9 protein-coding genes are annotated in these 22299 nt (G+C 38.3%); all 9 read right to left on the bottom strand.

What is annotated here, in order from left to right:
• Positions 1 to 137: 137 nt before the first annotated feature.
• The gene (locus tag NSP_RS21755; protein ID WP_006196354.1) at positions 138 to 1814 is read right to left on the bottom strand and encodes a GUN4 domain-containing protein; all 1677 of its coding nucleotides are present in this window, start codon (positions 1812 to 1814) and stop codon (positions 138 to 140) included.
• A gap of 24 nt (positions 1815 to 1838) precedes the next feature.
• A complete protein-coding gene (locus tag NSP_RS21750; protein ID WP_006196353.1) occupies positions 1839 to 3623 on the bottom strand; it encodes an ABC transporter ATP-binding protein/permease in 1785 nt (594 codons plus the stop codon).
• A gap of 18 nt (positions 3624 to 3641) precedes the next feature.
• Entirely contained in the window at positions 3642 to 4622 is a 981-nt protein-coding gene (locus tag NSP_RS21745; protein ID WP_006196351.1) for an MvdD family ATP-grasp ribosomal peptide maturase, read from the bottom strand.
• A gap of 117 nt (positions 4623 to 4739) precedes the next feature.
• The gene (locus NSP_RS21740; protein WP_006196349.1) at positions 4740 to 5717 is read right to left on the bottom strand and encodes an MvdC family ATP-grasp ribosomal peptide maturase; all 978 of its coding nucleotides are present in this window, start codon (positions 5715 to 5717) and stop codon (positions 4740 to 4742) included.
• Positions 5718 to 5969: 252 nt separating this feature from the next.
• The gene (locus tag NSP_RS21735; protein ID WP_006196348.1) at positions 5970 to 6131 is read right to left on the bottom strand and encodes a microviridin/marinostatin family tricyclic proteinase inhibitor; all 162 of its coding nucleotides are present in this window, start codon (positions 6129 to 6131) and stop codon (positions 5970 to 5972) included.
• Positions 6132 to 6643: 512 nt separating this feature from the next.
• Entirely contained in the window at positions 6644 to 8860 is a 2217-nt protein-coding gene (locus NSP_RS21730) for an ABC transporter ATP-binding protein/permease (RefSeq protein WP_006196345.1), read from the bottom strand.
• Between the two features lie 236 nt (positions 8861 to 9096).
• Positions 9097 to 10275, bottom strand: coding sequence for a 2-isopropylmalate synthase (locus NSP_RS21725; RefSeq protein WP_006196343.1), 1179 nt, complete (start codon positions 10273 to 10275; stop codon positions 9097 to 9099).
• Between the two features lie 64 nt (positions 10276 to 10339).
• Positions 10340 to 14524, bottom strand: a complete 4185-nt coding sequence (locus NSP_RS21720) for a non-ribosomal peptide synthetase (RefSeq protein WP_006196342.1) — start codon at positions 14522 to 14524, stop codon at positions 10340 to 10342.
• A complete protein-coding gene (locus NSP_RS21715; RefSeq protein ID WP_006196341.1) occupies positions 14521 to 22197 on the bottom strand; it encodes a non-ribosomal peptide synthetase in 7677 nt (2558 codons plus the stop codon). Before NSP_RS21715 ends, NSP_RS21720 begins: the two co-directional genes overlap by 4 nt.
• Between the last annotated feature and the right edge of the window lie 102 nt (positions 22198 to 22299).

Genomic DNA, 22299 nt, shown 5'->3' with positions numbered 1-22299 from the left:
TCAGTATGCCTTTTGTTCGGTATAAGCAACTTTTTTAGCTTTTCTTGTTCTCGTAATTTATACGCGAACAAAATATCTTTGACTTTACCCCCTATCTCCCCTTAACCGAACAGTATTGCGTTTCTCCCTAGTGAAGTTTAGTGACAGCTTTTTACACGAGAAAAGAATAAGTGCATCTGCCAAATCAACCAAGATTTTACCCGCCAAGCTGCCATTGAAAGGTGTTCTGTCGATGATGGTGAAGATAATTCAAGGCTGTGTGGTTCATAGTGTAACCATTTGGCTGGTAGGTGTCCCATCGGTGTTATGGGGGACAATTGAAAAGTTAGTGCTTCATAGTCTAACCATTTTCCATCTTTTCGCCACCCCAGGCGATCGCCTAGTTTCTTTTCTGTTTCATAATCTATTTGACCACCCATTTGACTCCAGATAGTTTGTTGAATCCTAAAACCAAAATAACCATAACTGTATTGTTCCCAAAGTCGATCAATAATATCCAGGTCTTGACAAGGGAAGTTTTCAATATCTTCTTGATAAACGTCATTCCAATAATTCTTTTTCATGACTTTTAGCATTAATATAGCAGTTTCAATATCAGCTTCTTTCCATTTATTTCCTGCCAGCAGATCCCGCAATCTTGTATAGTCAATATCTTGATCACTCAAAAATTCTGGCTGGGAACTAATATGCTCATTAGCTACTTCCATTAATTCTGTCTTTTTAGTCGTAGCTAGAGATGGTGTAGAGATAAAATTTACTTCTGCTTTGTCTAGAGTTTGGATTTGATCAGTTATTTGTTGAGATATATAATTAGAGATTAAATCAATACCGTGACCTAAAAAAACACCGTTTTCACCATTTACATTGGTATCAAAATTAGGGCTTTGCCACTCTAATAATTGAGATTGAATTAAAGCATCTTTTAATCTAGAATTCTTCTCATAACTTTTTACCATAAAATCGAGGAAAGTTTGAGAAAATGCTTCATTATCTTCGACTTTCAATAAATTGGACTGATAATTTAAAATATTTTCCCCTAGACTTTTAATATCTCCAACAGTTGCATAAAAATATTCATCTACTTTCACTACTTCTTCTATTAAAGATTGAAAGGGACTAAAGTAATCTTGGATAGAATCTTCAAAATTAATGGCATTATGGGCAAGTTGCGCTATTTCCTGACGAATTTTATAAGCTTTTTGTTGATATTCGTAAATTTCTTGATATACCGCTAAATCTTTTACTATTTGCTGCACAATTTGTCTTTGGTTCTGAGTATCTTCTGCCAGCTTGCTAATTCCTTCACTAATTAATTTGATTTTTTCTAAAGTTAATAAATAAGCATTGCTCAATACAATAACAGCTTTTAAATTTTCTTTATTTTCCCATCTGAGTTCATTTAATATTCGCGGATTTTGTTGGTTTTTTAATTCTAATTTATTTCTGGCATCTTCTAGGTTTTTGATTTCTAAATATTTTTTTTGAAATAATTTCTTTAAATTATCCATCAGGGTTAACAAAAAATCCTGATAACTTTCCTGATAATTTTCGAGAAAATCAATAATATGATTATAGTCTATGATAAATAATTTAATTTCTCCTAAAATCTCTCCTTGGGTAATAGCTTTCTTTCGTTTAATTATCCCAGCAATATGATGATAACGAACACCTTCTTTAATTAATTTTTGACGTTCACGAATTTTATTTTGTAATGTTTTTACACAATGATTTTTCAGAACTGGTAATTGGTAGGTTCGTTGATAAATTTTGATGCTTTTATAATTAATGAATTGTCTTTGTTGTTTGGTAAGCATAATTATGATTTTTAAAATTTATGATTATGATTTAACAAGAAAAATTGATTTTTTACGACGATAATCTGCGACTGATACAAGTTCCCAATGATTATTCTCTGTAAGTTCTAAAACCCATTGATGATAATTAAACAAACTTTCTCTATGTCCCACACTAATAAAAGTTGTGTTTGTAGCTTGTAATTGAGAATATAAATTTTCTTCGTTTTTTAAATCTAAAGCACTCGTTGCTTCATCTAAAATAGTAAAGTTAGGCAGAGAAATTAATAATCTGGCAAAAGCTAAACGTTGCTGTTCTCCCAAGGATAAAATATTTTCCCAAGCAACTTCTGTATCAAAGCTATTGACGCGGGTGAGCAGGTTTTGTAAATTCACTTTATGGAGAATTTCTTCCAGTTGGCGGTCGCTCATTTTCAGGTCTGGATGCGGATAAAGTAGTTGTTGACGCAGAGTTCCTAAAATTATATAAGGACGTTGGGGAAGAAACAACATTTCCTTTAATGCAGGTCTTACTAACCTACCACTTCCGGCATTCCACAAACCAGCGATCGCTCTTAACAAAGAACTTTTACCCCTACCACTAGCACCAACTATCAATAATCCTTCTCCTGGTGAAACAGATAATGATAAGTCTTTAACTATCACTTGTTCATAATTGGGTGTTTTTAAGGTGACATCCTCAAACCCTAAACGCGGTTCTTCTATGACTTTGATAGTACTAATATTTTCAGGTTTTTTGCTTACCGATGCTAACGCATCTGAAAATTCAGCTAAACGCTGGACGTAACTAGAAAATCTTCCTGAATTGCCGAATTCAGCTATTAATACACCTAAAGCATTAGAAAACATAAAACTACAAAATGTAGCTTGGCTAATTTCTCCATAGTTTATCTGATCTTGAATAAATAAAGGTGTAAGAATAAACATAGAAAATAAACTGATTGCCGACTGATAGGCACTGTTAAAAATATCTTGACCCCTTTCCCAATTTAGCCTCCGTTCCGCATTTTTCAGTATATTATCAAATCTGCGGTTAATAATATTTATTTCTTCGGTTTCTCCTTGGAAAAAGGCAATTGATTCAGCATGATTTCTGACATGAGTTAGGCAATAATTAAAGTCAGCTTTAAATGATAGCTCCTCTCGATTTATTTTCGCTAATTCTTGACTTAGAAAGATTGCCAATAAATTACCTATAATTGTATAAATAATCAGATAAATTGCCACTTGTGAAGAAATAGTCCAAAGAATGATTACAGCAGCAACCATATCCATGAACTTCTCTATGAAAGTAGTGGAAAATCTTAACGCATTGATGGTAATAGGTTCAATTTCTTGGGCTATGCGTTGGTCTGGATTAGTAATTTTAGACTTAAAATTGATTTTATAATAGGCTTGATTACTCAAATATTTGTTTAAAATATGATTATTTAGCCACTTGTACCAATCCATAGCAATTTTCTTTCTAATATATTTAGAAAAGGCTACTAAAAGTACAGTGACGACAATAAAAATCACAGATATCCATAATGTACTGAGATACTTTTCTAGGTTTTTCTCTTCAATGACAATATCAAAAACGTAGCGACTCCAGAAGCTACTGAGACTATTGATACCCACAATGCAAGTGATTAATATGAGCAGCAGAATAAACATTCCATAAGAATAAATCACTTCGGAAAATGCTCTTGTTCCTACCTCTGTTGGATACCAATAGGGACCAGCGACTAATTTCAAATCCCGCCAAAGTTGTATAGCAGTAGAAAACGGATTAAATTGTGTTTGATCAGTAACACTACGAGTTTGCATAATTCGATATTTATTACTTTAATTTTTACCAGTTAGAAGAATTTCCGCGATCGCTTGAGAAATTGGGAAATGTGGTGCAAATATTTCTAACCAGAAAAATTCCCCAACTGGATTAATTTCCAGAAAAACATAATCTCCATCAGGTGTGACAATCATATCAATTGCTCCATAGTTTAAACCAAATTCAGCCATCAATTGCAATAGTTTTTTCTCAACATCTGGCGGTAAATCATAAGATTGCCAAGCGTCTTTTAATGCTCTCCCTTGTTTACGCCAATCATAAGTAGCTCCTTGACAACTTTGGGAATTTACTGCTGCTGTAAATACGCGCTGTCCTACAATAGTTATCCGCAATTCTAGCGCCTTGGGTACGTTTTCTTGAAACGTCATCGGACAAAAACGCAGTCCTTCCAGATTCTCCAAATCCTGATCTTTAACTGGACTTGTAAACACAAAAAACTGCTCTCCCTGTTCGCCAAAAATAGCAAAGGAAGAAAGCATTTTCGTTACTATACCTTGTTTATGACATTCAGCAGCAAATTGCTTAACTGCTTCTGGGTTGTTAGTCGTCAGAGTGCGTGGGATAAGCAATCCTATTTTTCGTGCTATTTGTAGCTGTAATTGTTTATGATGAGTTCGTTGTACATTGGACATCAAATCAAAATGGAAACCAGGAAGACTGGCAATCATACCCCGAATAGTAGCGCGAGATTCGTTAATTGATGCTTCTCTATATTGCTTTTCCATTGTGTTGGGGATTTTTGCCCCATAACGCATTCTTCGATACCAAACCGCAGAAACTTGACTTAAATCAAGTTGCTTATCCTCATCACTGATAATTACCTGTTCTGTATCACCTTGGTAAATATCTAATTGGACTTCTGTAGGATATCTGTCAGTGTCAAACCGAAATGCTTTTTCTCCTTGTGCTTCAATTGCTTTGATGACTAAGGGAATGCTTTCATTATCGTTGCTATATGTGACTATCAAAACTGTCATAAATATATGTTTTTAATTAAATTAGGAATTATAACCGTAGACAAGGCGTGAGGACATTCACCAAAACTAAAAGTTAGACAATAGAAGACTGCTAACACTGTCACCTGTCCTTAGTAACTATAAAAGTAGAGTATCAGCGATCGCATTCGCAATAGGCAAATCCAAGTCTTTTTCTAGCATTCCCCATTCACCTATGGGGTTAATTTCTAAAAATACATAGTCTTCTGATGGTGTGACGATAAAATCTAACGCTCCAAACAATAGCCCCAATTTATCCATAAAGATTTGCAAACGACGCAGCACTTGTTCAGGAAGCTCATAGTTTTGCCATACACCAACATCAACACCAGGTTTACGCCAATCAACTTTAGATGTGTCATAAACGCTGGCATCTAACGCACCGACAAATACTTTACCATTTACGTACACTACCCGCAATTCCCACTGTTTAGGAATTTGCTCTTGAAACACCATCGGACAATAACGCAAGGACTCAGCATTTTCTAAGTCTGATTGTTTAATAACACTGGTATAAAGAAAAAAAGAAGTAGATTCCATAGTCCGGGATAGAGGAGTTAATAACTTACTCACCATCTTGCCGTTAACTTGTTGAAAAAACTTCCTTGCAGCTTCAGCTTTGTTAGTAACAAGAGTTTGAGGAATGACAAAACCTGCCTGAGTAGCAACCCGCAGTTGGCGCAACTTATCACTGGCAGCATTTATACATTCTAATTTATCTACCCAATGAGCTTTCCGCAGACTATCCCAGAAACCATTTAAAGTTGCTTGTGATTCTCTTATGCAAGCTTCTCGAAACTTGGGTGCTAAGTCTGCACTTAGTTTTGGTTCCCATATTCGGCGCAGCCACACCGCTTGCACCTGTTCTGTACTGATACAATAACCGCCATAGTCTATAGTGTGATAGGTTTTGTTGTTATCAAAATGTGCTGTTAATTGTACTTCTAGGGGAAACCTATCAGTATCTAAGCGAAATGGTTGCACCCCTTTTTTTGACAATGCTTCAGCCACTCTATCTATTGTGAAAAAATCACCCCTGTGAGTAATTAATAAAACAATGTCACCAGATAAGTGCATAAAAACTTTTTTAATTGGGATTTGATTAGCTAAATATTCGTAACTACCTAAAAAAGTTACTTTTTAATTATAAATCCCCGATTTCTTGTAGACACCTGTATAGTGGCTGTCCAACGAGTAGAATTCGGGGATATTCAACCAGCAGCGATCGCTTAAATATTATTGATATCTGAATATGCTATCTATTCAGAAACAATCAGCAGGTTTCAATTTCTTGATTCTGCTATTTTTGCAATTTCAAATTTACTTTATTTAGCAATCTTCCCAATCAGAAGGCCACTTTAAAGTAAATATTGGTGGAGGTAATGGCTGTTCTTCTGGTTGTGGTGCTGGTGTTTCTGGTGGTTCTTCTGCTGCCAAAAAGCGAGCGAAGAAAGGCACGGCTTCAATATTTGCTAATGTTGCTGTTGTCATAAGATATTCCTGTTTTCCTGAGAGGAACTTTATGTTACCCATGAAATATATATCAGTAAATGAGTGTTAAAGCAAGGACATTTAAGATATTTAAGATATAGCAGGAGTTAGGAGTCAGGAGTAAAACCCTTTTGCAGTAAGAGTTTCATGATTAAATAAAATGTAAAATCTAAATCGGGTATATCGCCAGCTTCTTCAAGAAGTAGGGGATCTGGATATTCAGTAAACCAAAAAGTCTTTCCCAAAGAGCGATTCCTATAAAATACTGGCGCTATATGCCAAGTATTTTGTAGCGTCAGATGCTCTTCACCTCTCAGTGTTCTAACCAGTAGATATCATATAGATAATAATTACTTATGATTAGCTGGGTAATAATTTCTTGAGGCTAACCGGATGGAAGATAAATGCTTTCAATGACTTGATATTTCCTTTGTAGGACTTGAGATAAAAAGGCTAACATTGGGAAAAACTTTTTGGTTTACTGATATTACGTTTTTTTACTTTTGAGTTACTTAATTCTCAAGGTGTTCAACTCTTACCCATTTCAAAACCTTTGAGTCTTTATTATAGCGGTAGGTAGAACCATCCTTTGTAGCAATGGTTTGACCTTTGCTGGCCTTGCTTCTGACAGTACCTAGTGAATAGTCAGTTAATTCCTGCATTTTTCGATGAGAAAGTCCTACAATTTCACCTGTATCTGCTGTTAATGTTTCTGGTTTATTTCCAGTTTCATCGTCAGGTAAAGAATCTATGATAATTTCTGTATTTTCAGAAGAAGCGGTTAATGTTTCTGGTTTATTTCCAGTTTCATCGTCAGGTAAAGAATCTATGATAATTTCTGTATTTTCAGAAGAAGCGGTTAATGTTTCTGGTTTATTTCCAGTTTCATCAGCAGATTTATTATTGGATACAACTTCTATAGTGATACCAGAATTTTCAGAATTATCAGTAGCAATTTCTTGTGCTTTTTGCCGTCTATAATCCTCAACAGATAGCAGATGCCAACTAGAATCTTGTGATAGTTCTAAAACCCATTGATGATAATTAAATAGGCTTTCTCGATGCCCTACACTGATATATGTTGTGTTTGTTTCTTGTAATTGGTGATATAAATTACCTTCATTCTTCAAATCTAAAGCACTTGTAGCTTCATCTAAAATAATAAAGCTAGGACGAGTAACTAATAAGCGTGCGAATGCTAAACGTTGTTGTTCTCCCAATGAAAGGATATTTTCCCAAGAAAGTTCTGTATCAAAATTATCTATTCGACTCAATAAATTTTGCAGATTCACTTGTTTTAAAACTGCTTCCAGTTCGCGTTCGCTCATTCCCCGTGTTGTATGGGGATAGAGTAACTGTTCTCGCAAAGTTCCTAAAATGATGTAAGGACGTTGAGGTAAAAATAATACATCTTCTAGGGGTGGTCTGACCACACGACCGGTTCCTGCGTTCCACAAACCAGCGATCGCTCTCAACAGAGAACTTTTACCCCGACCACTCGGACCAACAATTAATAAACCCTCACCAGGTTGAACCGTCAGCGATAATTCTTCAACAATTACCTGTTCATAATTGGGAGTTTGTAAAGTAACATTCTCAAAAGCTAGTCGTTTTTCTTCTTGTGTCTTAATCGTACTCACATTTTCCGGTTGTTGAGTGACAACTGTTAACCCTTCCCAAAGTTCAGCTAAACGCTCAATATAACTAGCAAAACGCCCTGAAGTCGCAAATTCTCTGATTAATTCTGCCATAGCATTAGAGAACAGATTACAAGCTAAACTAGCTTGGGCAATTTCGCCAAAATCAATTTCTCCCTTAATCTGTAAAGGACCAAATACTATAAATGGAAATATTTGAATGACAGCCTGATATCCTCGATTAAAAATATCTTGACTTCTCTCCCAATTAATCTTTTGTTTAGCACCTTGAATAATCTTATTAAATCTGCGCTGAATGATATTTAATTCTTGGTCTTCTCCCTGGAAAAAAGCAATTGATTCAGCGTGATTGCGAACATGAGTTAAACTATATGTATAGTCTCCTGTACATTCGAGTTCTTTTTGTCTAATTTTATTTAATTCTTGAGCTAAATAAAGACCAATTAAATTACCGATTATAGTATAACAAACCAAAGCAATTGCTACCCACGGAGACAGTATCCAGAGAATAATTAAAAAAGCCGTCATTTCTATAACTTTTTCTAGCAATGTAGCTAAAAAGCTGAGAGTATCTCTGGTCAAAGGTTCGATTTCTTGCGATATTTGTTGATCGGGATTATTAACATCAGATTTAAAATTTAATTTATAATATGCACGATTGCTTAAATATTTTGATAAAATATGATTATTGAGCCATTCATACCAATCAAGAGCAAGCTTTTTCCTCACAAATCTAGAAAAGCCTAATAATATTGTTACTAGAACCAGGGCAGAACCGTAAAGAAATAATATATCAGTAAATTTCTTTAAATCTTTCTCTTCAGTAATAACATCAAGTAAAAAGCGGCTAACAAAGCTATTAAAAACTGTTACCCCCACAAGTGAAATGATTAACAATATGAGGAGAATCAGCATCCCCCATGTGCGAATTACATCTGAAAATGCTCTGCCATTAGCATCTGTAGGATACCAGTAAGGTCCGATAATCTGGTGGAAATTTTTCCAAAATTGATTAGTACCTGGAGCAGAATTATTATTTGCGGACTTATTAATAAAAGTTGTTGCTTGCATCTGGATAAAATTCTTTGATTCTTCTAAAGTAAGTAATAGAGAAAACTAAAACAAGGCTAATGTATATGTGATTTGTCAACGAAAGCCCAGGCTTCGCTCACAAAAATCAAACCGCATTCCTGTAATTAAGATTCAGGATTGACACACCATAAATTAACAAGTAATTCAGGATTCAGCCAAGATGCTCCTGAGTTGATAACGATTTGGAATTTTGAATTGTAAATTATCACAACGGGCTATTCAAAGATACCATCCTTCCAGAGTTTTAAAACTTCGTTAGCGGTAAAATAACATTCTTGTTCCGTCGCCAAAGATTTGATTACAGAACGCATTTTCTCATACTGTTGTCTGGTTTGCGGATTTTGCAGTTGCTTTTCAAATAGATATTGAAAATTACTGACTCCACTCCATTTGCCAAAGACAACATCTATCTTATTGTGAGGAAATATGGCATAGCTCTGAGGATCACGAAACAAAGAATTGACGTGGATACCTGATTCATGACGTTGGGAAGTTTGAGAATAGGGGGGTGCAGGACGAATCCCCATCTCCTCAATGTAATTAGTTACTGCGTCAACAGCATCATAGTTTATGCCCTCAACTTCAATGCCAAAACGGACTCGCAACCCATTTAATACTTGCTCAAGGGCAACATTTCCGGCTCGCTCCCCCAAACCACAAAAAGTCCCAGATACTAAAGTTGCTCCGGCCATTAGAGATTGAAGAGTATTCTCCAGAGCCAATCCCATATCATTGTGGTAGTGTACCCCAAATGCTACCCCTGTAGTGGATTGGAGCAAATCGTTAATCCAGATATAGCTCTTTTCTGGACTCAGAACCCCCACCGTATCGCACAGTAGAAAGTGTTCAATATAAGGACTGCATGAGCGAATACATTGGACTAAAAAGTCAAAATCGGCTCTAGAAGCATCCTCAGCCGCAAAATCTACTCTCAAACCAGCGACTTTTGTGGCATAGTGCAGATTTTCCACAATCACATCAAGAGCATCTTGACGAATTTGATTGATGATGTGAGATGGGATATCGTCATCAATGGTTTTGTCTTGGAATTCGCTCATCAGACGAACATGGGGATTGCGTAAAAACAGCAAGCGATCAGAAACAGCATGGAAGAGAATGATGCGCTTAACTCCGCAGTTCTTCGCATAATCTATGTAGTCTTTTCCCATCATCGTATCAGCAGTGATGAGATCATCCCATCCTTCTGATATTAATGTTTTGACTAGTTCTGCTTCTTGTTCACAGACACTGGGCATGATGCAAAGTTCATCAACTCCTGTTTGAGCAATCAGATGGGCAAGTTTGTGTTTGGTTGGTAAAGAGAAAAAAACACCTACTTGTTGTTCTCCATCGCGCAGGGTTTCATCGGAAATTTTGATTGGAAGAGTTTGCATTGTTTTATACCAATTTAGAATTAAGAAAATCAGGTTAATGATTGTGGGCAATCGTCTCGACAGGTTAAGTCATCATCATCCGTAATTGCGAGGCTAAGATTTTTACATTTGGTTCATAAAACATTCGACCGTGGTTTCCAGATATAGATATCACCTTGACAGGATTTTGGGTGTATGCTTGCCATCCCCAATCCGGTAAATCGTAATCAGAAATAGCTCGGAGTTCTTGCAAAACAATTTCATGCACTTCTTGAGCGCGGAATAAAACAATCGGTGCAGAAATTCGATGAGAAGGCTGATAATTTACGTAATTGTGCGTTAGCACTTTCATCACTTGTATATTGGTTTTGAGTAAAGAAAGGCTTGAGTGTTCCGGTAGGACATTGTATTTGTATAAATACTCTGCTGCCAAATCCCAACGGGCTTGATCATCGCATTGAGCAGCTAAATCAGCGTATTCTAAACCTAAAGAAACTCCTTTTAAAGCTTCAATCCGTTGGAGTAATTGCCAAATCCAATCAATCTCTGCTCTATCAGTTAAATATTCAGGGTGAGAAACTAATCCAGCGTCCAAGATAGCTAGTAATCCTACCTTTTCACCTTGCTGTTCCAGTTGGGAAACCATTTCAAAAGCAACAGCACAACCTGATGAGTATCCTGCAAGTATGTATGGACTTTTGGCTGGCTGCTGATGTAATAACTCAATTAGTTGATTTGCATGACGCTCTACTGAATCTGGAACTTTGCTCAGTCCGTCTCTCCCTGGAGTTTCCAAGCTATAAACTGGATGCTGTCCTAAATTGATAGCCAAATCTTGAAAATAGAAGCCGTGTCCGTTTGCTCCAGGTAGACAAAATAGAGGAGTTGCATCTCCTTGGGGTTGGAGTGACAGCAAATCGGGATGGGACTGTTGTACCTCAGTATTACAGAGTGCTTCTGCTAATTGAGCAATAGTAGGATTCTGAAATAGACTGCTTAAGGCAAGTTGTTGCCCGAACTCCTGTTGAATATTATTGAGCAATTTGATCGCCAATAAAGAATGGCCACCTAAGTCGAAAAAGTTATCATGAATTCCAATCTTTTGACGTTCGAGTACAGCAGACCATAATTGCTCTAGTTGTTGTTCAACTTCGTTGCGTGGGGCTACATATAAGCCTTCAACCCCAACATTAGGAGCAGGTAAAGCTTTACGATTAATTTTGCCATTAGGAGTTAAAGGCAACTTATCCAATACCATGATCTGAGCAGGAATCATGTAATCGGGTAAACGGGATTTGAGATGATTTCTTAATTCAGGACATAAATCATGGGTAATTCCCGTTACATAAGCAATTAAACTTTGGTTGCTCTCAGTTTTATATAAAATTACAACAGCTTCTTTAACTGATGGATGTTGTAATAATTGTGATTCAATTTCACCGAGTTCAATTCTAAATCCCCGTAATTTAACTTGCTCGTCAATGCGCCCCAGGTATTCCAGGTTGCCATCAATACCCCATCTTGCTAAATCACCTGTTTTGTAAATTCGCTTAACTTTACCGAATAATTCCACTTCAATAAACTTTTCGGCGGTTAATTCAGGACGATTGAGATAACCCCGTGCTAAACCAACTCCGGCAATACACAATTCTCCTGGTATTCCTGGGGGTAACGGTTGATGATGAGCATCTAAAATATAGATTTGGATATTAGGCCAAGGTTTACCAATGGGCGGTTTTTTGCCATTGGGTTGACAAAGAGCAATACTTGTACAAATCGTAGATTCTGTGGGACCGTAGGCATTAAAAAACTGCCTTCCCTTTGCCCAGCGGGTCACTAATTCTGTTGGGCAAGCTTCACCTGTAGCAATGATGATTTGCCAATCCGGGAAGGGTGCTTGGGGTAGTAGGGATAAGACTGAAGGAGGTAAGGTTGCGTGGGAAATTTTATGATTCGTTAAAAAGTTTACTAAGTCTTGATTGGGTAATAAGGTTTCTTTTTTAGCAAGATACAAACAAGCTCCCGCAGCAAGGACAGGAGCAAATTCCCAAATTGAAACATCAAAACTGAAAGAAGCAAACTGAAGCAACCGGCTTTGGGGCTGAATTTGCAAAACTTGATTAACTGCCAAAGTCAGATTGACCAGTCCTCCATGTTCAATCATTACCCCCTTAGGTCGTCCCGTCGAACCAGAAGTATAGATCACATAAGCTAAATTCTCAGGCGTAATTTTGGGACTGGGATTATCAGTTAATTCTTCAGCAAAAGCTTCTTTATCTAAACAAATGGCTTGGTATTTCTGTTCTGTGATGGGCAATTGCTCTAATATAAAACTTTGGGTTAATAATACTGATACCCCAGAATCTTCTAACAAGAACTTAATTCGTTCTTGGGGATAATTAGGGTCAATCGGTACATAAGCACCACCAGCTTTAAGGACACCGAGTACACCAATAATCATTTCTAAAGACCGTTCAACACAGATACCCACTAAAGTGTCTGGCTGAATCGGGTAATTTTGAATTAAATAATGAGCTAGTTGGTTCGCTTTTTGATTTAGTTGTTGATAAGTTAGCTGTTGAGATTCAAAGACTAAAGCGATATGATCAGGATTTTTTTCAACTTGTTGTTCAAATAAGTCAACTAAAGTTTGATCTTCAGGATAATCGGCTTGATTTTGATTCCAGCGTTGGAGTTGTAGGAGTTCGGCTGCTGTCATCAAAGGAAGAGTATTAATCGCTTGGTTCGGATTGTCAATAATTCCCTTCAGAAGAACTTCAAACTGTTCCGCCATCCGTTGGATACTACTCTTTTCAAATAAGTCGGTAGCGTATTCCCAAGAGCAATTTAACTGGTTGTCATATTCCATCACCAGCAGTGTTAAGTCAAACTTAGCGATCGCACCCTTGACTCCCAGCCATTGAATCTCTAATCCTGGTAAACTCAAATCTGGACTTTCATTATTCTCCAGCGCAAACATTACCTGGAATAAAGGGTTATAACTCATGCTGCGTTCTGGTTGTAACTTTTCTACCAGAACCTCAAAGGGGATATCTTGATGAGCGTAAGCATCTAAACAAGTTTGGCGAGTTTGTTGCAGGAACTCGATAAAACTTTGCTCTGGTTTAATTTGCTGACGCATAACCAATGTATTGACAAAAAAGCCAATCAATGCTTCAGTTTGGCTATGGGTGCGGTTGGCTATGGGAGAACCAATACAGAGATCCTCTTGGCGACTGTAACGAGACAGCAAAATACTTAAAGTAGCCAACAAAGTCATAAATAGACTTACGCCTTGTTGTTGGCTAAAAGCATTAACAGCGGCACTTAATTCTGGAGAGAGAGAGTAGAGATAGCGATCGCCTTGGTAGCTTTTTTGTGCTGGACGGGGATAATCGGTAGGTAATTCCAGTAATGGGGAAGCATCGTTAAGTTGATGTTTCCAGTAATTAATCTGGTTTTCTAATACCTCCCCTTGTAACCAGTTGCGTTGCCAAGTTGCATAGTCGCTGTATTGAATATGTAAGGGAGAAAGGTTTGGGGTCTGACCTTGAGAATAAGCTGTATAAGCTTGCCGTAACTCCCGCACAAATACCCCCATTGACCAGCCATCACTGATAATATGGTGCATATTAATCACCAACACAGATTTCTGATCCTGTAATTGCAGCAGTTTGGCTTTAAACAAAAGTCCAATATTTAAGTCAAAGTGTTCTTGTGCATGAGCATCAATTAAATCTTGGATATTTGGGCATTGTAAAAATTTCTCCCCTGCTTCTTCCCGGCAGTCTTGTACAGTTAAAACTTCGATTTCGTCTAAATTAAGAAATGCAATTTGGGGTTCTCCTGCCACTGTGGGAAAATACATCCTGAGACTCTCGTGCCGATTGAGCAGATAAGCCAAACTAGAGTGCAGGGCATCAATATTCAGATTGCCGTTCAGTTGTAAAGCAATCGGCATATTGTAAGCGGCTGATGACCCTTGCAGTTGTGCTAATAGCCAGAGGCGTTGTTGAGCAAAGGAAAGAAGCTTGGGAGAGTCAGGACTTAAAGCCGGAATTTCTTCTGCGGAAACAGCTTGTGTCTTAGCAGCTTTCAAAAAAGCGAGAATATCTGCTTTGTTATGTTGAATTTCCTGCTTGAGTTCGGCAGTGAGGGCGTTTTTGCTAGTACGAATCCGTAACTTATCATCTTCAGCCCAAATTCGGCAGCCCATGTTCTGCAAACGAAGCATTAAAGAAACTACTTGCTGATTTTGTGTTATAGTCATAGTTCAATTTCCTCTTCATCTGAGTTTAAAGGTTGTATATCTGTGGTTGTGGAATTAACCCAAATGCAGCTATCTATATAATTTGCTAAGTCAATGAGAGTGGGAGACTCAAATACTTGACGCAGTGGAATCTCTACTTTGAAAGTGTCGCGGATGCGGTAGCACAGTTGGGTAGCTAATAAAGAATGTCCTCCTAAGTTGAAGAAGTTATCTTGTCTGGAAATCGCTTCATATTTCAGTAACTTTGCCCATAGTTGAGCCAGCAATTTTTCTGTCCCTGTTACAGGTAATTCAATGTCTGTGGCTGCAACTGCTGTATCGGTTGCAGGTAAAGCTTTGCGGTCTACTTTACCATTTGGTGTCAGTGGTAGTTTTTCCAAAACAACAAAATGGCTGGGAATCATATAATCAGGCAGAGTTTTGCCCAGAAAATCCCGCCATTCTGCTAATAAAGCTGGATCAACTTGATTGGTACGATATTGCAAAGGTTGGTTGGCGTAATGTTGCCAAGGTTTCAACCGCCAATTACCTTTGGTCGCAAATCGTGGTGTTGTCACCTCTTCGGGGATATTCCGTTGAAAAACAACATCGTAACCAGAAAATCCTGTAGAGCTATATTGAATAAAAGCCGTATAGGGCAAATCTGGTGCTAAAGTTCGGAATGCTTCGGGTTCTATCCCTGATGTGGCTTGGGCAATTGCCGCTTTTAAATCTGTAACAGTACCATCTAATTGAGGAATTTGTTCTAACAATGCCATTTCTGAGGTTAGACGCGCATTAGGAATATCTTTAATGCCTAGTAAATCTGGTTGCTCGGTTATTAAAATTCTCTCGATTGTTTCCCGATTCAACTGATGCTCTTGCCAATCTAACCATTCAGGTTGTGTCAGGGGAGTATCTACCTGATCTAAATGTAAAACAACGTCATAACGAAAACGACTCATTTCCGTATGACTGTAGCCCCGTTTCAATTGAATTTGTACATGACTAATCCGAGGAAATCTTTGTTTGAGGGCGATAAAGAAATCAGGGTCAATCAGTAATTCTTCTTCGGTGCGAATGCTTTTTTGAATCTGTTGGCGTAAATCCTGAATTGATAAATCATCAGCAGCACGATAAAACTCAACTGCGGTATGGAAAGCCTCCAATAAATGGAGATTTCGCACATCTCCCATGAAGATTTTTCCCTGATTACTTACAGTTTTGATCGCCCCTTCGATGACTGACAACAAGTAATCCAAAGAAGGAAAATACTGAATCACAGAATTGATGATTACCAAGTCATAAGCATTGGTTTCAATACCATCAAACTGGTGGGCTGCACTAGTTTTTAAGGTAACTTTCTCCTGGAGAGACTGCTGTTCTAGATGTTGTGCTATGTACTGCAAAGCCTCTGGAGCAAAATCTGTACCGAAATAATGCTGACAATGGGGTGCGACTTTAAATAATAACATCCCTGAACCGCAACCGATTTCCCAAACTCTTTCGGGTCGAAGTTCCAGAATTCTATCAACGGTTGTATCTCGCCATTCTTGCATTGCTGCTGGGGGAATGGGTTGTGCTGTGTAGCTATCATTCCAACCAACTATATTCAGGGTTGGGTCATCGGTTGGGGTTTGTTGCCCAGAGTAGTTATCATTAAACAGGTGTTCCCACAATTCCACCAATTCATCTGGGTTTGTGCTATCTTCTGTTGCTGTTGGGACAATATAACCTACCAGACGTTTATCAAGGTCAGTTTCTTCCCTAACAATGACAACTGCTTCCTGAATTTTTGGATGTTTGAGTAATGAGGCTTCAATTTCACTTAATTCAATCCGAAAACCACGCAGTTTGACCTGATGATCGATCCGACCTAAGTATTCTAAATTGCCGTCAGGTAGCCAACGCGCTAAATCACCTGTTTTATAAATTCGCTCAACTTTACCGAATAACTCAATTTCAATGAACTTTTCGGCGGTTAATTCAGGACGGTTGAGATAACCTCTGGCTAAACCAACACCAGCAATACACAACTCACCAGGAATACCAGGGGGTAATGGTTGATAGTCGGTATCTAAAATATAGATGCGAAGATTAGATAATGGTTTACCGATAGGCGGTTTTTTGCCATTGGGTTGACAAAGAGCTAAGGCCGCAGTCACGGTGGTTTCTGTCGGACCGTAGCAATTATATAAGCTTTGTTCTGTTCCCCATTGGCTAACTAATTCAGCAGTACAAGCCTCTCCACCAACGCTGAGGCATTGCAAATCCGGTAAACTCACTTTTGGTAAGACAGATAAAGCTGAAGGAGAAAGAAAACTGTGAGTAATTTTGTGTTCAGTTAAAAAGTCAACTAGGCTTTGACTAGGTAACAAAGTTTCTTGATCGCCCAAACACAAGCAAGCGCCCGTGATCAAACTAGTAGCAATTTCACCAATGGACAAATCAAAACTAAAAGAACCAAACTGAAGTAAACGGCTGTGGTTTTTAACTTGAAAAGTCTGCGCCCAAACCAAACTTAAATTGACAATGGCGCGATGTTCAATCATTACCCCTTTAGGTTGTCCTGTCGAACCAGAGGTGTAGATGACATAAGCTAAATTATCAGGCGTACTTTGGGAACTGGGATTATTGGTTAACTGCGAACTGAAAGTTTCCTCATCCAAACAAATTACTTGAGGTGGATGTTCTAGTTGAGTTGTCGGTAATTGGTGTTTGAGGGAAGTTTGGGTTAATAATACCGATGTCCCACAATCTGCTAACATGAACCCAATCCGTTCTTGGGGATAATTGGGATCAATCGGTACATAAGCTCCACCGGCTTTGAGGATACCGAGTAGACCAATAATCATTTCCAATGACCGTTCCACACAGATACCAATTAATGTGTCTGGCTGAATTTGGAAATTTTGAATGAGATAATGAGCTAGTTGATTAGCTTTTTGATTCAGTTGTTGATAAGTCAGGCTGCGGTCTGCAAACACTAATGCAATATTATCAGGGGTTTTTGCTGCTTGTTGTTCAAACAAAGTCACCAGTGTTTGGTCTTGAGGGTAATCGGTGTCAGTTTGATTCCCAGCTTGCAATTGTTGGATTTCTGCTGTTGTGATTAATGGCAGCGTACTGATAGGCTGTTGGGGATTTTGGGTAATTGCTGTCAGCAAGACTTCAAAGTGTCTCGCTATCCGCTTAATTGTGTCTGCTTCAAATAAGTCGGTGGCATATTCCCACACACAGTTTAATTGGTTGTTATTTTCCCGAATATCTAGTCCCAGGTCAAACTTAGCAAATGGGAAACTTTGCTCGAAGGATTGAATATCAAGCCCTGGTAAACTAACATTCGTCCCTGCGCCTTCGGTGTTTTGCAAGGCTATCATCACTTGACAGAGGGGATTACGGCTGAGGCTGCGCTCTGGTTGTAGTTTTTCTACCAGATACTCAAAGGGAATGTCTTGATGAGCATAAGCATCTAAGCAAGTTTGACGAGTTTGTTGCAGTAACTCACTAAAGCTTTGCTCTGGCTTGATTTTGCTCCGCAATACTAAGGTATTGACAAAAAAGCCGATTAACCCTTCTGTGTAGCTATGGGTGCGATTAGCGATCGCACTCCCGATACATAAGTCTTCTTGGCGGCTGTAACGAGATAGTAAGATACTCAAAGCTGTCAACAGGGTCATAAACAAACTCACCCCGTTTTGTTGACTCACGATTTTGAGTTTTTGTGTCAGTTCCTTGCTTAAACAATATTCCTCGTGTTCACCTTGATAACTTTGTTGTGCTGGCCGGGGATGATCAGTAGGTAATTCCAGCACACGGGGCGCATCACCTAGTTGTTGTTTCCAATAATTTTCCTGGCTTGCTAAAATTTCCCCTTGTAACCAACTACGTTGCCAAGCTGCATAATCACTATACTGAATCGGCATGAGTGACAAGTTCGGAGCAGAATCCGCAGCATAAGCAGTATAAGCCTTTTCCCATTCTCGTTTAAACACACCCATAGACCAACCATCGCTGATAATGTGGTGCATATTAATCAGCAGGAAATGTTGATGTTGTCCCAGTTGCAGTAGTTTAGCTGTGAACAGAGGACCAGTATTTAAGTCAAAGGGTTCTTGAGCATGGTTATCGGCTAACCTTTGTACAGTTTCCGCTTGCGTTTGGGGATTGAGTCCCTGTAAGTTGGCAATTTCTAATACTTCTATATCTTCTATATTTTTAACTACTACTTGTGGTTCTCCCTCCAAGGCAGGGAAATAAGTGCGTAAACTTGTATGCCGTTCTAGCAAATAAGTTAAACTCTGCCTCAGAGCCTCTACATTGAGGTTGCCGTCCAATTGAAATGCGACCGGCATATTATAAGTAGCAGAAGTTCCTTTTCCTTCCAGTTGAGCGATAAACCAAAGTCTTGATTGGGCAAAGGAAAGAGTTTTAGGTTGATTTTCTGACTGGGGTAGGATAGGAGGTAAGGCAACACTCGCAGAAGCTTTGTTAATTTCCCGCGCCAACTCAGACAAAATGCTTTGCTCAAATACTTTGCGGACAGGCAATTCTACCCCAAAACTATCACGAATTCGAGCAATTAATTGAGTTGCTAACAGGGAATGTCCTCCCAGTTCAAAGAAGTTGTCAGAGCGACCAACAGACTGAATTTTTAATAACCCTTGCCATAAACTAGCCAGTATTTCTTCTGTGGGAGTTACTGGTATTTCCAAATCACTGGCAGCGGCTGTATTTGGTGCTGGTAATCCTCGGCGATCTAGTTTACCGTTAGCAGTTAAAGGTAATTGTTCCAGAACCATAATCTGGCTAGGAATCATATAATTGGGTAAGCGATTTTTCAGATACTCTTTAATTTCAATCCCTAAAGTGACTGATTTTTCTGCCTGCGTGACATAAGCTACTAACCGAGGATTACTATCAGTTTCATATAGAATTACAACAGCTTCTTTAACTAATGAATGTTGTAATAAAAGCGATTCAATTTCACCAAGTTCAATTCTAAAGCCCCGTAATTTAACCTGCTCATCAATGCGCCCCAGGTATTCTAAATTGCCGTCAGCACACCATCTGGCTAAATCACCAGTTTTATAAATGCGCTCAACTTTACCGAATAAATCAATTTCCATAAATTTTTCGGACGTAGTTTCAGGACGGTTGAGATAACCCCGTGCTAAACCTACTCCCGCAATACACAATTCCCCAGGAATGCCAGGAGGTAATGGTTGATTGTGAGGATCTAAAATGTAAATACTGTTGTTAGCTATAGGTTGACCAATGGAGGGCTTTTTCCCATTCGGTTCACAACGAAATATACTGGCAATAACCGTTGATTCCGTCGGACCATAGCAGTTGAAGAAACTTCTTGTTGTTCCCCACTGTTCTACCAATTCTGCTGCACAAGCTTCACCACCAATGATTAAGGCTTGCAAATCAGGTAAGGTCGCTTGAGGTAATACAGCTAAGGCGGAAGGAGGTAATGCAAAATGGGAAATTTTGTGTTCAGCTAACAAGTCCACCAAGGCTTGACTAGGTAACAGAGTTTCTTTCTGGGCTAGATATAAACAAGCACCGGCAGACAGAGTAGTGGCAATTTCACCAATAGACAAATCGAAACTAAAAGAACCAAACTGAATCCAACGGCTGTGGTGTTGAACTTGAAAAGTTTCAGTCCAGGCTAAAGCTAAATTGACAATTGCTTTATGTTCAATCATCACCCCTTTAGGTTGTCCTGTTGAACCAGAAGTATAAATGACATAAGCTAAATTGTCAGGTGTACTTTTAGGATTGGGATTATCTATTAATTGTTCAGTAAAAGCTTCTTCATCTAAACAAATGATTTGGTGTTTTAGTTCACTTATAGGTAATTTTTCTTGGAGAAAACTTTGGGTTAATAAAACCGATATCCCTGAATCTTCTAACATGAAGCGAATCCGTTCCGGGGGATAATTGGGGTCAATCGGTACATAAGCACCACCGGCTTTAGTAATCCCAAGGACACCAATAATCATTTCTAAAGAGCGTTCAACAGAGATACCAATTAAGGTGTCTGGCTGAATTTGAAAATTTTCAATTAAATAATGAGCTAATTGATTGGCTTTTTGATTCAATTGTTGATAAGTTAGCTGTTGAGACTCAAAAACTACAGCGATATTATGAGGATTTTTAGCAACTTGTGTTTCAAATAAGTCAACTAAAGTTTGATTGTGGAGATATTCTGTTTGAGTTTGATTCCAAATTTGTAGTTGCTGAAATTCATCCTCTGTCAGCAAGGATAGAGTATTGATTCGTTGGTTCGGATTATCAACAATTCCCTTGAGCAGAACTTGAAGATGTCCTGTCATTCGTTGGATAGTTTGAGCCTCAAATAAATCGGTTGCATATTCCCATTCTCCTGTTAAACCTTGGGATGTTTCACGGAAAATTAGGGACAAATCAAACAGCGTTGTGGTGTTTTCCCACTCAAAACGAGTCCAAGTTAATCCAGGAATTTCTAATTTTTCTTGATTTCCACTTTGCAAGCTAAAAGCAACTTGAAACAGGGGATGATGAGAAAGCGATCGCTCTAAGCCTAATTCATCAATCAGTTTTTCAAAGGGTAAATCTTGATGATCATAAGCATCCAGAGTTACTTGCTTCACTCGTTCCAGTAATTCTAAGAAAGTGGGATTTCCTTGTAAGTTGGTACGCAAAGCTAAAGTATTAACAAAAAAGCCAATTAGTGATTCAGTTTCACGACGGTTGCGATTAGCGATCGCCGAACCAACAACAATATCATCTTGTCCACTGTAGCGCGACAATAACAGTGTGAAAGCTGTCAGTAAAGTCATAAACAGGGTAGTCCCTGACTCCTGACTTAAACGTTTTAATTTCTGTATTAAATCCAGATCAAGTTGTAAAAACTCACTACGTCCCTTGAAGCTTTGCACTGATGGACGTGGTTGATCTGTGGGTAATTCTAATAAAGGTGGAACATCAGCTAATTGTTTTTGCCAGTAATTGAGTTGATTTTGCAGTACCTCTCCCTGTAACCATTGTCTTTGCCAATGGGCAAAATCGGCATATTGTAGCGATAATGACGGTAAAGGAGATGTTTCTTCAGCACAGAAAGCGGTATAAAGAGTAAACAATTCCCGACGAAAAATGTCCATTGACCAGCCATCACAAACAATATGATGGATAACCAGCAACAGCAGATGGGATTTATCAGCCAGTTGTAACAATTTTACCCGCAATAAAGGAGGGTTTGATAAATCAAATGGCTGTTGTAATTCTTCTTTCGCTAAATGCTGCGTCTTGCTTAATTGGTCTTCTGCTGTCAATTGTCGCCAATCTAATACTTGCATCTTCAGTTGCGGATGAGCATTAATTACCTGTATCGGCGACTCATCAACAACACTGAAGCTAGTACGTATGACCTCATGACGTTGGACAATTTCTGCGATCGCTTTTTCTAAAGCACTGATATTCAGAAATCCGTTAATTTGCCAGAAAAACGAGACATTATAAACACAATTTTCGCCTTCTAGTTGGTCAAGAAACCACAATCTTTGTTGTGCAAAGGATAGGGGAAGGGGGTTTTCCCGTGATACTGGTTTGAGGAGTGGGGTTTGTTGTTGCTTTTTTAGTTTTTGTAAAACTAATTCTCGTTTTTCTGGTGATAGGTTTTCAAGACGTTTTAGTAAATCGCTCATAATATTTTTGTGAAATTTATTTTTTATCTAACCACAGAGACACAGAGAACACAGAGATTAAGAGAGGTAATCTTTCATTAATTTATAGTGATTTCTCTATCA

The organism is Nodularia spumigena CCY9414, assembly GCF_000340565.2.
GTDB classification, from domain to species: domain Bacteria; phylum Cyanobacteriota; class Cyanobacteriia; order Cyanobacteriales; family Nostocaceae; genus Nodularia; species Nodularia spumigena.
Note: the sequence above shows the minus strand (reverse complement) of the source record. Positions and strands in the feature narration are given on the sequence as shown.